13 protein-coding genes are annotated in these 15,500 nt (G+C 37.9%); 5 read left to right on the forward strand and 8 right to left on the reverse strand.

What is annotated here, in order from left to right; genetic code table 11:
• Positions 1 to 85: 85 nt before the first annotated feature.
• The 5 genes from AC6CHV_RS25935 to AC6CHV_RS25955 form a co-directional block, all read right to left on the reverse strand.
• A complete protein-coding gene (locus AC6CHV_RS25935) occupies positions 86 to 811 on the reverse strand; it encodes a CAP domain-containing protein (protein WP_341332857.1) in 726 nt (241 codons plus the stop codon).
• Between the two features lie 378 nt (positions 812 to 1,189).
• Complete coding sequence (locus AC6CHV_RS25940; protein ID WP_341332856.1) at positions 1,190 to 1,963, reverse strand: SGNH/GDSL hydrolase family protein; 774 nt, start codon at positions 1,961 to 1,963, stop codon at positions 1,190 to 1,192.
• Between the two features lie 399 nt (positions 1,964 to 2,362).
• Positions 2,363 to 2,797, reverse strand: a complete 435-nt coding sequence (locus AC6CHV_RS25945; protein ID WP_498079949.1) for a CBS domain-containing protein — start codon at positions 2,795 to 2,797, stop codon at positions 2,363 to 2,365.
• 98 nt (positions 2,798 to 2,895) lie between these two features.
• Complete coding sequence (locus AC6CHV_RS25950; RefSeq protein WP_341332854.1) at positions 2,896 to 3,450, reverse strand: LysM peptidoglycan-binding domain-containing protein; 555 nt, start codon at positions 3,448 to 3,450, stop codon at positions 2,896 to 2,898.
• 1,518 nt (positions 3,451 to 4,968) lie between these two features.
• The gene (locus AC6CHV_RS25955) at positions 4,969 to 6,915 is read right to left on the reverse strand and encodes an endonuclease MutS2 (RefSeq protein ID WP_498079950.1); all 1,947 of its coding nucleotides are present in this window, start codon (positions 6,913 to 6,915) and stop codon (positions 4,969 to 4,971) included.
• A gap of 459 nt (positions 6,916 to 7,374) precedes the next feature.
• On the opposite strand from AC6CHV_RS25955, the gene AC6CHV_RS25960 reads away from it, so the two are divergent.
• The 4 genes from AC6CHV_RS25960 to AC6CHV_RS25975 all read left to right on the forward strand — a co-directional run bounded on the left by AC6CHV_RS25960 (position 7,375) and on the right by AC6CHV_RS25975 (position 11,711).
• On the forward strand, positions 7,375 to 8,253 hold the full coding sequence (locus AC6CHV_RS25960; RefSeq protein ID WP_498079951.1) for an ABC transporter permease subunit: 879 nt from the start codon (positions 7,375 to 7,377) through the stop codon (positions 8,251 to 8,253).
• Positions 8,237 to 9,160 carry an ABC transporter permease subunit gene (locus tag AC6CHV_RS25965; RefSeq protein ID WP_498079952.1) on the forward strand — a complete coding sequence of 308 codons (924 nt, stop codon included), beginning with the start codon at positions 8,237 to 8,239 and terminating at the stop codon, positions 9,158 to 9,160. The genes AC6CHV_RS25960 and AC6CHV_RS25965 overlap by 17 nt, the downstream gene beginning before the upstream one ends.
• A 402-nt stretch (positions 9,161 to 9,562) precedes the next feature.
• Positions 9,563 to 10,132: a hypothetical protein gene (locus tag AC6CHV_RS25970; RefSeq protein ID WP_341332850.1), complete on the forward strand. Its 570-nt coding sequence runs from the start codon at positions 9,563 to 9,565 to the stop codon at positions 10,130 to 10,132.
• Positions 10,133 to 10,466: 334 nt separating this feature from the next.
• Complete coding sequence (locus tag AC6CHV_RS25975) at positions 10,467 to 11,711, forward strand: MFS transporter (RefSeq protein WP_341332849.1); 1,245 nt, start codon at positions 10,467 to 10,469, stop codon at positions 11,709 to 11,711.
• A gap of 46 nt (positions 11,712 to 11,757) precedes the next feature.
• On the opposite strand, the gene sdaAA is transcribed toward AC6CHV_RS25975, so the two are convergent.
• From sdaAA to AC6CHV_RS25990, 3 genes are read right to left on the reverse strand one after another with little or no spacing between them, the layout of a single operon-like run.
• Positions 11,758 to 12,660: an L-serine ammonia-lyase, iron-sulfur-dependent, subunit alpha gene (gene sdaAA / locus AC6CHV_RS25980; RefSeq protein ID WP_341332848.1), complete on the reverse strand. Its 903-nt coding sequence runs from the start codon at positions 12,658 to 12,660 to the stop codon at positions 11,758 to 11,760.
• 43 nt (positions 12,661 to 12,703) lie between these two features.
• Positions 12,704 to 13,363, reverse strand: a complete 660-nt coding sequence (sdaAB, locus tag AC6CHV_RS25985) for an L-serine ammonia-lyase, iron-sulfur-dependent subunit beta (protein WP_341332847.1) — start codon at positions 13,361 to 13,363, stop codon at positions 12,704 to 12,706.
• A gap of 36 nt (positions 13,364 to 13,399) precedes the next feature.
• The gene (locus tag AC6CHV_RS25990) at positions 13,400 to 14,437 is read right to left on the reverse strand and encodes a PTS sugar transporter subunit IIC (protein ID WP_341332846.1); all 1,038 of its coding nucleotides are present in this window, start codon (positions 14,435 to 14,437) and stop codon (positions 13,400 to 13,402) included.
• 477 nt (positions 14,438 to 14,914) lie between these two features.
• Here AC6CHV_RS25990 and AC6CHV_RS25995 point away from each other — a divergent pair, with 477 nt between their 5' ends.
• Entirely contained in the window at positions 14,915 to 15,037 is a 123-nt protein-coding gene (locus AC6CHV_RS25995; RefSeq protein WP_341332845.1) for a hypothetical protein, read from the forward strand.
• Positions 15,038 to 15,500: the final 463 nt, after the last annotated feature.

A 15,500-nucleotide genomic window follows, 5' to 3' on the forward strand; every position in this document is an offset into this window, starting at 1 on the left:
CAGAGGTTACCTGCTTCTTTTTTTTCTAGAATAGAAAATTTTAGTTAGTTTTTCTTTAATGTGACCTTATTAAAAACATTACTATTTATTTTCCGATAAACATCTGTGTCCAATAATTGCCTTCTACATGACCTACACCAATATGAGTGAAGTTTGAGTTTAAGATATTCTTCCGATGCCCTTCACTGTTCATCCATGCATTTACAACTTCTTGGGGTGAACGTTGACCCTTTGCAATGTTTTCACCAGCTGCACGATATTGAATACCAAATTGATTCATCATCTCAAATGGTGATCCGTAAGTTGGACTTGTATGTGAAAAATACCCTTTATTCTTCATATCAGTAGATTTGGTTCTTGCAACTTCACTTAATTTTAAATCAATTTTTAGTGGCTGTAAGCCATATTTCGCACGTTCATTATTTGTTAGAGTTACAACTTCTTGCTCAAACTGACTTAATGAATAAGCGCCTTGGTTCTCAGTTTCTTTTGGCTGTTCTGATGGTTGCTGTTGTACAGGTTGTTGAACAACAGGTTTTTCCTGAACAGGTTCTTCAGCTTTTGGTTGAGTTGGTTCCTCAGTTGGTTGGGAAGGGGTCTCTACTTTAGGCTGAGTTTGATAGTTCCCAGAATAATATTTTTTAAGTAAGTTTTGAATAAGGTTATTCCAATCAGTAGAGTTGTTAACAGATACAACATAACGACCTTCATATACATTTTTTTGATCACTTACTTGCTCCGCGGAACTAGCTAATGGCCCAGTAACTAATAGTGCACCTGCCACTACTAATGATAATACAGTTTTCTTCATGTTCAGTCCTCCTCTTGTTTGTACCAAGATACATCCCAATCATAGCATGTGAATTTTGTAATATTTGAGGAAGACTTTTCCTTCAATGATAACTTAAAACTTTTTTACTATATTAACTTCTAGCAATCATTGAAAATTAATAGATTTGACTAATTGAAATTCATAACTAGCCTTTGTCTACCATTGGTAATAGAGGTAGAAAATACTAGAATATGACTATTGACAGGACTGAAGAAAGCTACGTTTTATGACGTAAATTACTTCTAAATAACAAATGTAACGGAACATAGAACTCAGCGAACTCCCAAGTGGGTCAAGGGGACAGGTCCCGCGTCCCACCATATCTCGGAAATTGAGCTAAGGGAACTCCTGCAATCGTTAAAATAGCTCAGATATTATTTTTTCCGCGATTAGCTTGTATTGATCGGCTTTAAAGTGAATCCCGTCTTTAAGATTATTTTTAACAGGAATTTCCGAACCATTTATATAGTAGACTCTTTCATCTATGGCTAAGGACTTTATCACATTTGTATAGTGTTCCTGAGTTTTATTTGCACTATTTTTTTTACTAGTAAACAATGTCGGTGAGATGACAACCACTTCGATTTCTTTTTCCTGAAGCTTTCGTAATAATTGTTGATTATTCTCTTTATATTGATCGACAGGGATAGGTTGAGAATGAGGACTGTATTTTGAATGACCTCTTGCATCATTTATACCAAACATTGAAATGACGAGGTCGGGTTGGTAGCTAAGCACTTCCTTCTCAACATTTTTAAGTGCCTGGATCGATGTCCAGCCGGGATGACCTCTATTAATCACTTTTACATGACGATAGCCATATTTTTTTCTTAGCTCATTCTCTAGGATTTTTGGATAAGGGTTCTTTACTTGAGTTACTCTTCCGGTATTAGAATCTCGTTCATACCCCCATGTAATGGAATCACCATACGCAACAATCGTCACTGGTTGACTATTATATAGCTTTTGAATGACTGAAGAATCGTGGACTGATCCAGATTCTTGAATCGTTGCTTTACTTTCCTGAGGTAAAAGGAAGGTTTCGATTACCCCATTAACCCCAACAAACAGCAGCACACAAACCATTATAGAAATAAAATAAAAAAGACGGATATTGGGGCGATTCTTCATGTCGTTCTCCTTCTCTAAGGGACGTGGGGACAGGTCCCGCGTCCCACCATTTTTTAACAAATGATTTTATATCTGGGACAGGGGACCTGTCCCTCTGTCCCATTCGTATAGTACTACCATTTTAACAAACACAATACTGTGCAACCAAAAATAATTGTAATACATACAATTATTTTTTGAATGGATTTAATGGTATTAAATGAATCAGAGTATAAAATTCAGAAGTCCTTTACTGTTAGGGCTTGGGCCTACAAGTGTTTGATTGATAATATTTGGGGGGGGAGAGCTAGATGGGGGAACAATTCTATTATGGTAATGTTTCAAATCTTATTTTAGGGACGCTGTTACTGCGTCCCATTAATTTAGGGATAATGGACCTGTCCCTCTGACCCAAACCCGTTATTCTTGTGGTGCGGATGGGGTTGAGATGTTTTGTAACGCTTGTTCGGCCTCGTTTGCGTACTGATTTTGTACTGCTAAATCGCCTAAAGCAACCATTCCTGTTATTTGCCCATTTTCAACGACTGGTAAGCGACGAATTTGTTGCTGAGCCATTAAATTTGCTGCCTCGTGTACATCCATGTCAGGAGTACCTTGAACAATTTGTTGAGCAGTCATAACTTGAGAAACGGGTGTTTGTGCACTTTCTCCTTGCGCAGTTGTACGCAGTGTAATATCACGGTCAGTAACAATTCCGACCATTTGTCCATTGTTATTTACTACCGGAACAGACCCGATATTGTGTTGGCTCATTAATGCAGCAGCTTCTTGGACTGACTGTGTTTCGTTAATTGTAACTACATTTGATGTCATGATTTCTCTTAATTGTGCCATATCAATTACCTCCAAATAATAATTTTTCACTTTACTAGGTTGGGGATTATTTGTTGTATTTATTGATGGAATGTTTTCCCTGTGAGTTTTTACTGTGTTTAGAAATCTAAAAATGATGCCGGTATATTAATTATCTGTCCAGGAAGAATTTGGTTAGGATTTGTAATTTGAGGGTTTACTTGTAAAAGGCTATCCACAGATACTCCAAACCAAATGGCGATTGCAAATAAGGAACTCCCAGGACGCACAATGTATTGCACAATCTCCGGACGTTCGTTACATTCAAAACCTAACGATACCCAAGTCTCCTCATCTACAATCCCTGTAACCTCAAGCTCCTTTGTATTTTGTTGCCAGGTTAAAAGTGCTCTCTGTGTCAATGGTCCATAAATGCCATCAATTGCTCTGGTGTAAAGTCCTTGATTTCTTAAGAGAATTTGTATTCTACTTACAGCTGGACCGCGATCGCCTTGTCGTAAAATAGGGCAGAGCTTGTAGGAATGACCTGTCGGAGGTAAATTAATGATTTGCCCAGGGTAAATGAAATTTGAATTCGTAATTTGGGGATTGTACATGAGCAATAATGCAATAGAGGTTTTAAATCTTTGGGCTATCTGATAAAGAGTATCTCCAGGTAGAACAATATAAATCATTGAGGTGGCTCCTGTCGTTTTTAAACTTAATATATGTCAACTAAGAAGCTTGTGATATCCCACTAGATAGAAAAAACAATAATTCAATAAAGGATCAACGTTTCCGTATTGAGTTGCGAACAGTCCAATAAAAATATCAAAAAAGCATACTTTTTAACGTAAAAAGTACAAAAAAAATCAAAGTCAAAACTAAGAAATAAAACAGAAAACCTCCGGTGTTTTGTCAAAAGTTGGTGTTGGGGTATCTTCGGACAGGAGAAGGTAAAAACAAAGGAGTAGTGTACGAAGTTGGAGTATCTTCAGACAAGGGAAGGGGAAATCAAAGGGGTTGTGTCCGAAGTAGAGTTATCTTCGGACAAGGGAAGTCGGATTCAAAGGGGTTGTGTCCGAAGTTGGAGTATCTTCAGACAAGGGAAGGCGAACTCAAAGAGGTTGTGTCCGAAGTTGGAGTATCTTCAGACAGGGGAAGGGGAAATCAAAGGAGTAGTGTCCGAAGTTGGAGTATCTTCGGACAAGGGAAGTCGGATTCAAAGGAGTAGTGTCCGAAGTTGAGTTATCTTCGGACAAGGGAAGTCGGATTCAAAGGAGTAGTGTCCGAAGTTAGAGTATCTTCAGACAAGGGAAGGCGAACTCAAAGGAGTAGTGTCCGAAGTTGGAGTATCTTCAGACAAGGAAAGGCGAAATCAAAGGAGTTATGTCCAAAGTTGAGGTATCTTCAGACAGGGGAAGGGGAAATCAAAGGAGTAGTGTCCGAAGTTGAGTTATCTTCGGACAAGGAAAGTCGGATTCAAAGGAGTAGTGTCCGAAGTTGGAGTATCTTCAGACAAGAGAAGGCGAACTCAAAGGGGTTGTGACCGAAGTTGGGGTATCTTCAGACAAGGGAAGGGGAAATCAAAGGGGTTGTGTCCGAAGTTGGAGTATCTTCAGACAGGGGAAGGGGAAGTCAAAGGAGTAGTGTCCGAAGTTGAGTTATCTTCGGACAAGGGAAGTCGGATTCAAAGGAGTCGTGTCCGAAGTTGGAGTATCTTCAGACAAGGGAAGGGGAAGTCAAAGGAGTCGTGTCCGAAGTTGGAGTATCTTCAGACAAGGGAAGGGGAAATCAAAGGAGTAGTGTCCGAAGTTGAGTTATCTTCAGACAAGTGAAGGTGAAAACAAAGGAGTAGTGTCCGAAGTTGGTGTATCTTCAGACAAGGAAAGGCGAACTCAAAGGAGGAGAGTCCGAAGTTGGAGTAACTTCAGACAAGGGAAAGCAAAATCATCGGTATTGTGTCTGAAGTTGGGGTATCTTCAGACAGGGGAAGGAGAACTCAAAGGAGTAGTGTCCGAAGTAGGGGTATCTTCAGACAAGCGAAAGTAAAATCATCGGTATTGTGTCCGAATTTAAAGTCAATCGCGACTTTAACCAACCCATTTTTTATAAAAAACGCATTAAAGCGTGAATTCGTATGAGAATTCACGCTAATAATGGATTGGGAGTTTCTGTTTTTAAATCGAACCTGTTACTGACCGTTTTTTAGCTTAAGAGTACTCATCTTCTTCTAACCATTTGTCTTCTACGAATTTGCGGTTCATGTCTTTTTTTATTTTTCGATATTCTTTGCTTTTGAAGATGATGTCAAAATCGTAATCAGAAGGGTAGAGCTCTGCTGCCGAGATCTTTAACTCCATTCTCTTATAATTAACAGTACGTTTTTCCCCTTTAATTTGCACAATATAATCTCCACGGTCATTTGGTCCTTTGTACACTATGCCGGTTTCACCAGTTGCAACAACCAAGACGTTATCCCCTTGATTGTAGATCGTGATCTTAGATGCAGGCGGCTCTTGTTTTCTTTTTTCAACGTTGCTTCGAGCATACTTATTTACAATGATTTGCTTTTGATAGGCAGGTGATTGCAATGTTTCGTGTGCAATGTTTTGATGATAATCCTTATCCTGTTGATACGCTTTCTTATGTGCACGTTCGATAAGTGTTGGGTGCATCCCAAGTTTAGCAGCTATATCAAACGCTTGGCTTTGCCCACTTTTCCCTAGTAAAAGTCTGTACGTGGGTTGCAAGGTGTGGATATCGAACTCCATGGAACCATTTAAAAATCCTTCCGTTTCATCCGCAAATTTCTTCATTTCACTGTAATGGGTAGTCGCAAATAAGGTAGCACCTTTTTCAAAAAGTTGTTCTAGAATAACGATGGCTAGGGCCATACCCTCCCTTGGATCTGTGCCGGAACCAAGTTCATCAATTAATACAAGTGAAGAATCGTTTGTTGTTTTCAAAATCTCAATGATATTAACCATACGGGAGCTAAACGTACTTAAATTTTGCTCAATGCTTTGACCGTCTCCAATATCGACAAAGATATGTTGAAAGATGGCAATTTCACTCCCTTTTTTAGCCGGAATAGGGAGACCGGATTGAGCCATCAATGTGAGAAGTCCTACCGTTTTTAACGTAACGGTTTTACCTCCAGTGTTCGGGCCAGTAATGACAAGGGCCCGTTCTTTTCCTCCGATTGGAATCGTGAGCGGAACGGCATTGGTTCCAAGCATCGGATGACGTGCTTCTTTTAAATGGATCCTGAACTCTTCATTAATTAAAGGCGTGTTTGCCTGAATCTTTTGACTGTACTTAGCTTTTGCGAAAAGAACATCGTAATGATGCATGGTTTCAACTGCAACCTGGATAACCTGTTCATAGGATAGAAACAGCTGAGTTAGTTCATATAAAATCCGCTCTACCTCAGTTTCTTCTGCAATTTTAATAAGTTCAATATCCTCCTGAAGCGAGCTTAATTCAACAGGTTCGATAAAGAGGGTAGAACCCGAAGCTGAAGTATCTAATACGGTTCCTTGAACTTTCTTCCTAAATTCTTTTTTTACCGCAAGAACATAGCGCCCCGATCGTTCTGCAACATTTGTTTCCTGTAAATATGGAGAAATTCTTCCGCTTTTCACCAGTGACTGTGCTTTTTCTTTTAATTTCTCCTGTAGACTGGAGAGATGCCGTCGTAAATAATTAAGGTCACTTGATGCATAATCATCCACTTGGCCATTGCGCAAACAACGGCTAATTTCTCCTTCTAGTTCTGATACATCTCCAATGGATGCAGCATACATGCTTACCATTGGACCGGCATATTCTTTATCCTTCATAAATTGCTTTAGCTTTTGACAGTGATCTAGGAATGAAACAATCCGTGTGAATTGGTCCACTTTTATTGCGATTCCTTTTTTTGCTTGCTCAATATAGTGCTCGATTTGATCCAAGGAGTGTATCGGGATACTTCCGCTGATTTCAAGGATGTTCATCGCTTCTGAAATTTCATGTAAAGAATGCTCGATTCTCTTTTTGTTTTGTGTAGGTCTTAAAGAATGTAACGTTTCTTTTCCCCGGCTTGTTCTTGCGTATTGTGAGATCTCATTCAAAATTTGATAATAACCTAAAGCTTCCATTGTTTGATTATTCAATGGTAAATCCTCCTTTTAATAAAAAACATTGTTCATGAGGAGATGTTCACAGGCGATAATCAAAAAAAGCCGTCATGAACAAATCGCTCATGACGGCTGAAGATAAACCTAGCCCTGGCATAGATATCGATGGTTTTTTTAGACACAAAAAAACCATGACAAACATGCCATAGCAAGATCCATTTTTCGTAGCTATGATGCGTGTTCTTAACAATCTAAAAGAAGCCATAGTGAAATAAACATAGCCTTGCTACGTTTTTCGCTTCTTCCAGTTATCCAATTATGGATTAGTTAAGAACCACCGATAACATAAACTCATACCCCTTTATTTAAGGCGTTTTTTCTTACTCCTCTTTTATATCCTATGTTCGTATTAAAAGTCAAGTGCATATGCGCATTCTTATTATCCAATAAGAATATAATATTGAAGATATAAGATGTATTTTTGAAAGGGGCAAAATGAATATCAAAAAGATATTGTTTCAAGTGTGGAGCCTGACTTTTCTACTCATATTGGGGACTCTCCCTTTAGTTATTTTTAGCGGTAAGGATAAGGTGGTATTTCTGGTAGAAAGAATTCCGAAAGAAATAGTCCCTTTTCTACAGGGACTATTTGATGGTAGTTCCTATTACTACATGGATGGGCAGAGAGAACTGTACTTTTTTCAATCGGTAGGAGGGTATTTCCTTACTTCATTTATCTATTTACTAATTGCTGGAGTTTTTGTGATTATTCTTTCCATTATTTTTGGAATTTGGCTATGGAGAAGAAGTGAAAAGGGATTAAATACCATAATGGGTTTTATCGGAGTAATTCCGGATTTTATTCTTGTGTTCTTACTTCAACTACTTGTGGTCTATATTTATGAAGCAACAGGTTTGAAAACTGTAAGAGTAGCATCATCAAATATGGACGAACCTGCAATAATCCTTCCTTTGGTTACTATGTTTATCCTTCCGTTTGTCTATTTAGTTAGATCTTTAAGTGAAAAATCCTTTGATGTATTAACAGAAGATTATATTCGAACGGCGTTATCAAAAGGATTTCGTAAAAGACATATCTATCTTTTTCATGTGACACCTAATGTAATTCCTTATTTAAAAGCAGATTTGCATAAAGTAGTTTCAATTATGGTAGGAAACCTATTTATCATTGAATATCTATATAATAATAAAGGGCTGACGTCCATGTTATTTCCAATGGGAATGGAATACCAATACAATTTATTCGTACTATGTTTTCTTTCATTTTTCATCTTGTATATGTCAGTGTATTTTGTAATGAAGTTTATTGTGATTCTGATTGAAAGGGCACTTAAACATGCGTACGCGACATAATATAAAGCTGGTCGTGGGATTAGTGATGCTACTTTTATTTGTAGTGCTGGCCATATTTGGGCCATCGTTTGCACCGTACGAAGAGGATTATTCAAAGAAAATTAAATACGTTCAAACAGATGAAGGGGAGCAGCTTCGCGCAGCACCATTCCCGCCTTCAAAGGAGCATGTATTTGGTACGGATAAATGGGGATATGATATTTTAACATTAATGCTTTATGGAGCAAAGTATACAGTGTTTGCTTCAATAGCAGTAGCTATTATCAGAGTAATCATTGGTGGTTTCTTCGGGATGTACCACGGCTTGCAAAAAAAGGAGCATCAATGGACGCCAAGAGTCACTGTATTAAGTGGGATTCCACCATTTGTGATCATTTATTTTGTGATGATAGGAATTAATATTCAGCCGTCGGTTGGAACGATGTCGTTAGTGTTGTTTCAATGCATGTTGATGATTATTCTTGGAATTCCAGGAGTCTATCAAGTTGTACTTGCTAAAACGATTGAAATAAGGGAGAGTCCGTTTGTGTTGGCTTCTCAAACGGTCGGTGGTAATAAGATTCATATAGTAAAAGAACATATTTTTCCCACATTAAAAGGGAACTTACTACTTATATTAGTTAACGAGGTTATTCTTGTATTAAATTTAATCGGTCAATTAGCTATTTTTAATTTATTCTTTGGAGGAACCGAGTTGCAGGTCTCCCCAACGATATATCTTTCTATTACAAATGAATGGGCTGGACTAATTGGTCAATCTAGGCTCGCATATTATTCTGCAAAATGGATTATTGGTTTTCCACTGTTAGGGTATTTGTTATTTCTATTTTCTCTCTATCTTCTTGCTAACGGACTAAAGGAAAATCAGAGAGAGAAATATCAGAGAAATGTTTATCTGCAAAGATGATCAATTCTTCGCTATTCCTAGTCACAAAATATGTATTGTAGAAGTGCTGTAATTTCCCATTCAATAAAAAACAACATAATTTCGAGACTGAACCAATTAGGGTTCAGTCTTTTCTTTGTTTCTGAAATATGATGCAGTCCACCTTTCTAAATAGGTCTAGGGACTTAGTCTTAATTTAGACTCCGGTTGGTTAAACGTATTCCTAACATTTTGTATGATAAATTATATGATTTCATTTGACACTTACAATTTCAGTACAAGAAATTTAATTTGAACTAACGGCAATTAATAAGGGTATAATCTTAAGATTTTCTTAAGAAAACAATTAGGCTCTTCTTAAGATTTCATATGTATATTGTTATTTATAAGGTAGCTTTTGATAAATAAAAGGGGAGAATTATTTTGAGAGATAAGAAGGTATATATTCTTTTAACAGATACGGGGACAGTATTTACAAGACTGATAAAGCTATATACGAAAAAGCCATATAATCATGCTTCGATTTCCTTCGATACAGAATTGACCGAGGTATATAGTTTTGGTAGAAAGACTGCCAGAAATCCATTTATTGGGGGATTTGTAAAAGAGGATGTGAAACAAGGATTATTTAAACATGCTGATTGTGTTATCTATTCTTTTACAGTAACAGAAGCCGAAATCCAAAAGATGAGACGCTATATTAATGAAATTGAAGAGCAGAAGGAATCTTATCGCTACAATTTATTGGGGTTATTTGGAGTTGTGCTAAATAGGCCACTGAGAAGAAAGAAAGCCTTTTTCTGTTCTCAGTTTGTAGCATCCGTACTAAATGAATGTACCAGCATTGATTTTGAAAAACCACTTTCACTTATTGAACCAAATGACTTAATGGCCATTTCGTCACTTAAATTGAAATACGAGGGGAAATTGGCTCATTATCCTACTAAAAATATAAAGAAAAAATCGGTTCCCTTTCGTATTATACCAGCTTAAGTGATACATTCTTGCTTCAACATGATATCCCCAAAAAAGTAATTGTAATAAAAAAGGGAATTTGTTATGATAATAACGATTATAAAGAAATGGAGGTTTTTCTTGTGACAGCATCAATGAGATTACGATTCCCAGGTATCATTCGTTAATTTAATACGTTTTGAAGCTCTGCCTACGTTCAGAGCAATGGGATTGGTCTGTCATTTTTTAAGAAAACCAATATTTTACGGTTAATTAAAGAGGGGACGAGGATTCCCTCTTTTTTTGTTGTCTAAAAATATGAATGTAGGTGTAGAGTAAATACAAAAATTCGATAGAAATGAGTTGATAGTAAATGAATACAGTAGAAAGTAAGCTACATGAGAATTGGTTAAAGAATATCATTCTCTTTTTAAGTAGCCAGACGATTTCACTTTTCGGATCGTCACTGGTTCAATACGCCATAATGTGGCACATAACTTTAGAAACGAAATCAGGTTTGATGATGACGTTGTTTATCATTTGTGGCTTTATTCCAACCTTTATTTTGTCACCTGTTGCTGGGGTTTGGGCGGATCGCTATAACCGTAAGATGCTCATTATTATAGCAGACGGACTTATTGCAATTTCAACATTAATCCTTGCTATTCTCTTCTTATTGGGATTTAATGCAATCTGGTTGCTATTTGTGATGGCAGCGGTTCGTGCCTTTGGAACGGGAATTCAAATGCCAGCTGTTGGTGCGATTTTACCGCAAATTGTTCCGAAGGATAAACTGACAAAAGTGAATGGAGCAAATGGAAGTATTCAAGCGGTTATCATGTTCGTATCTCCAATGGTTAGTGCAGCACTTTTAGGTTTCGCTTCGTTAGAAATGATATTTTTTATTGATGTCATAACGGCAGCGATAGCGATTTTTACACTGCTTTTCTTTTTGAAAATTCCTGTACATCAGAAAGCAGCTGAAAAACAAACTACTAGTTACTTTAGTGACTTTAAACAAGGTTTACACTATGTGAACAGTCATGCTTTTCTGAAGACATTTTTTCTATTCTTTGCTGTATTCTTTGTGTTAATGGCACCAGCAGCATTTTTGACGCCACTGCAGGTTACACGCAGTTTTGGTAGTGATGAATGGAGACTTGCTGCAATCGAAGTTGCCTTCTCCCTTGGTATGATGGTAGGAGGAGGAATCATTGCTTCCTGGGGAGGATTTGAAAATAAAATTAAAACCTTGGGATTCGCAAGTGTCATAATGGGTGTCTGCACATTTGGACTTGGTATTGTTCCGAACTTTTGGATTTATTTTGCGTTCATGGCTTTATTCGGGGTTGCGATGCCAATTTTTAATACACCAGCAACTGTTTTGTTGCAGGAGAAAGTAGAAGAAGAATATTTAGGAAGAGTTTTTGGTGTAATGGGGATGATTTCAACATCGATGATGCCACTTGGAATGTTAATATTCGGTCCAATTGCGGATTTCATCAAAATTGAATGGCTGTTAGTAGGAACGGGTATATTCATTATTATATTAGCTATTTTCCTAGGTAGAAATCATGTATTAATTGAAGCGGGAAAACCTGTATTGAAAGAATCTTAATATATGAGGAAGTTGGAACGGATCCAATTGGATCACGTTCCTTTTTTTATTTAACTAGATAATCCATCAAGCTTTCCTTGGGTTGTCCGAAAATTTCTGCCTCCAATCTCCGTCCTGTTGGTGTTGCTGCTAATCCACCTTCTGCCGTTTCCCGTAAAGATGAGGGCATTGATTTGCCAATCGCATACATTGCACCTATTACCTCATCACATGGAATTCTACTCGTAATTCCTGCAAGAGCCATATCAGCAGCAGTTATTGCATTCGATGCACCCATAGCGTTACGCTTTACACATGGGACCTCCACTAGGCCTGCAACAGGATCGCAAACGAGTCCTAACATGTTTTTTAGTGTGATGGCCATGGCTTCGGCCGCTTGTTGTGGTGTACCGCCTGCCATCTCAACAATCGAAGCTGCGGCCATACCTGCTGCTGAACCAACCTCTGCCTGACATCCACCAGCAGCGCCGGATACTGTTGCATTATTAGCGACAACAAAACCAAATGCAGCTGCTGTGAATAAAAACTCGATCATTTCCTGGCGTGACGGATTTAACTGTTCTTTGACGGCAAATAATGTGCCTGGTACAACTCCAGCTGAACCTGCTGTTGGAGTAGCGCAAATAACTCCCATGGCTGCATTTACTTCATTTGTTGCAACTGCCTTGCTCACGGCATCCAATAATATATGGCCAGACAATGCTCTCCCACTTTTGATATATTTTTGAAGCAAGACAGCATCACCGCCAGTAAGCCCGGTCTGAGACTTCACACCTTGAAGTCCGCGCTCTAATGCTTGTTCCATTACCGTTAAGTTGTTTTCCATTTTTGCAATTATCTCTTCGCGAGTTAACCCCGTAACTTCAATTTCCTGCCGTATCATAATTTCAGCAATTTTCACTTGGTGTTGTTCTGCTAACGTAACAAGTTCCGCTACATTTCGAAACATCGTTTGTCCTCCTGTTGTCCAAATTTACTCTTAATCTCTATTTTTACTCAACCATTCTAATGACTCTGGATACGTAAGAAAGACTTCTTAATTCTTGTATCACTTCATCCGCTATTTTTTGGTCGACTTCAATCACCATGATCGCCGTTTCTCCCTTATCCTTACGGGCGACCTCCATATGACCAATATTAATTTCATATTTTGCTAGAACTGAAGTCACATACGAGATAATTCCAAATCGATCCTTATGCATAACCAGTATGGCTGGATCACCAGATAGTTTAAGCTTAAAGGAATTAATTTCTGTAATTTCAATGGTGCCTCCACCGATGGAAATCCCGATTAATTCTAACTCATTATCATTGTCGAATAAATTTATCTTAACCGTATTAGGATGGTCTGGTACAGCTTCCTCGGTTTGAAAAATAACTTCCATTCCTGACTTTTCTGCTATTGCCAAAGAATCCGGAATTCGTTTATCAAAGGTATCAAAATCCAACAAGCCAGCTACAATAGCTAAATCTGTCCCGTGTCCTTTATAGGTTTTTGCAAATGAACCATATAAAGAAACAATGGCTTTCTTCGGTTGTTTTTCAAATAAAGTACGAGCGATCCTCCCAATTCGTGCTGCTCCAGCTGTATGAGAGCTAGAAGGGCCAATCATCACTGGACCAATAATGTCAAAAGCCGAACGATATTTCATGTAAAACTCTCCTTTTATCAAAAAAATAATGCAAGTCTATGCCGCTTCTTTTGATGCTGCTTCTCCTTGTAATTGATCAACTGTCTTAATTTTGTAATTCTTAAAGACTAGTGAACCTAAATACCCACACAATACACCAACTGCTGCACATGCGAGTGCAATCATGGTTACTTTCATTGGATCATTAAATCCGTACATAACAGCTAGACCAGCAATTGGCGTTGCTGTCCCAGTTGCATTATTGATGAGACCAGATAGCGCGATAATAACACCGGCACTTGCCCCGCCTACAAAGTTCGTTACATATACTGGAATAGGGTTTGCAGAAATAATGTGAGCCTGAGTTAATGGTTCAACAGCTACTGAAATAGTCGTCTTACGATCTCCAAACTTCATTCGATCAAAAAGCACGTAATTCATAAAAGATGATCCAAATACTGCCAAGGCACCAATGGCCATTGGTACTCCCGTTAGTCCAAGCATTGCAGTTAAAGCCATTGAACTAAGTGGCGCTGTTGCAACCACTGTAATTGTTCCACCTAAAATGATTCCCATCAAAATTGGATTACTATTTGCTGTCTCTGTAATAATTCCACCAATATTTAATAAAGTCGCATCCACTACAGGGGTCATGAATTCTCCAATTAAACGAACTAAAGGTGCACAAAGGATAATAATGACAATAAGATCCAAACCACCAGGTACTTTCTTTTCAATGAATTTAACAAGGAATGCAATTAAATATCCAGCAACAAACCCTGGCAATAATCCTAGCCCAGCACAGCTTACCCCAAGTAACAAGGCATATACTGGTGATACTCCAACTGCAAGTGCAACAAGAGCTGCTGCTGCAACGCCGCCCATACCCCCTGCTGCTTTTCCAACTTCACCAAGAAATTCAATTCCTAATAAATCTCCACCTACAAATAATTGAAATGCTTCAACAAGAAACGCAGCACATGCCGCTCCAGCAAGAGCTGCCATTGCCTTCATTCCCTTTGGTGCTTTATAGCTAAATAGGGAAAAGCAGGCTAAAACTAGTAACAATAATGCGGTACCTTTAATAATATCCATGAATAAATCTCCTTTAAATTGATTTTTATTATTCTAAAATAGTTTATTTGAATGCGTTTTCAAAAGTTGTGTAAGACTCTCTCGGTCATGCCTTCTATACTAGTCGATTGGACCGAAAGCTGATTGATTTTTTATTGAAATCGATTTTAATAGACTTTTCTGTTATTTTTGTAATCGGTTACAAACACTAAAAAAAATATAAACATTTATTAATAGTAAAGTAGAATTGTTATTTATAGAATAATATTTCGATATAACAACAATAACATGATTCAAAAATATTTCAATTGTTTTTTTAAATTTACCAAAAAAACTTAAAACAAATTATGGAATAAAATCTAAGGATCCGGGAGGATTCTTTGAGAGGTTTGAATCAATCTTTTTTACAATTTAGGTTATGACACTGTTCAGCACGCTTCAATGACCTTTGATGTATCGCTTCTTGCGTTGGGGTCTGTTTTTAAGAAGGTGAAACGAGTGAAATTCATTTTTATTCTTTCTCCTATTATGTATATCATTGCGATGGCACCGCAAAATGTATTAGAAACCTCGAAGTTTGGTGAATGGATCAAACGGGAAAGCTTTAAAAGAAGTAATTGAAGGGTGTTTAGCCACTTCAAATATCGATCCAAAACGTCGCGGAGAAACATTATCGGATTCGGTCACTTGAGTAATGAATTGTATAAGAACTTAGACAAAGGGCCTACTGAATAGTTAACGGATTCCGATTCAACGATCAAAACAGTAAATTACAATACATTTCTAGCACGAATCCACATACGAATTCACGCTTTAATTTTTTTGAGAACCAGCAGCTGCTGCTGAAGTACTACAAAACTTTATCATTAAAAGGAATTACTTGACTTCAGACACCCATGAGCAGATCTTGCCTAGCGTTGTCCGAAGATACCTCAACTTCAGACACACTCTTGTGGAAATTGCCTAGCGTTGTCCGAAGATACCAAAACTTCGGACACAGCTCAGCAGAAATTTCCTAGCGTTGTCCGAAGATGCCTCAACTTCAGACACAGCTCAGCAGAAATTGCCTAGCGCAGTCCGAAGA

The organism is Ferdinandcohnia sp. GQ5 (assembly GCF_059759275.1).

Coding starts and splice junctions, on each gene's coding strand:
- AC6CHV_RS25935 (WP_341332857.1), bottom strand. CDS start 811: ATGAAGAAAACTGTATTATCATTAGTAGTGGCAGGTGCACTATTAGTT.
- AC6CHV_RS25940 (WP_341332856.1), bottom strand. CDS start 1,963: ATGAAGAATCGCCCCAATATCCGTCTTTTTTATTTTATTTCTATAATG.
- AC6CHV_RS25945 (WP_498079949.1), bottom strand. CDS start 2,797: ATGGCACAATTAAGAGAAATCATGACATCAAATGTAGTTACAATTAAC.
- AC6CHV_RS25950 (WP_341332854.1), bottom strand. CDS start 3,450: ATGATTTATATTGTTCTACCTGGAGATACTCTTTATCAGATAGCCCAA.
- AC6CHV_RS25960 (WP_498079951.1), top strand. CDS start 7,375: ATGAATATCAAAAAGATATTGTTTCAAGTGTGGAGCCTGACTTTTCTA.
- AC6CHV_RS25965 (WP_498079952.1), top strand. CDS start 8,237: ATGCGTACGCGACATAATATAAAGCTGGTCGTGGGATTAGTGATGCTA.
- AC6CHV_RS25975 (WP_341332849.1), top strand. CDS start 10,467: ATGAATACAGTAGAAAGTAAGCTACATGAGAATTGGTTAAAGAATATC.
- sdaAA (WP_341332848.1), bottom strand. CDS start 12,660: ATGTTTCGAAATGTAGCGGAACTTGTTACGTTAGCAGAACAACACCAA.
- sdaAB (WP_341332847.1), bottom strand. CDS start 13,363: ATGAAATATCGTTCGGCTTTTGACATTATTGGTCCAGTGATGATTGGC.
- AC6CHV_RS25990 (WP_341332846.1), bottom strand. CDS start 14,437: ATGGATATTATTAAAGGTACCGCATTATTGTTACTAGTTTTAGCCTGC.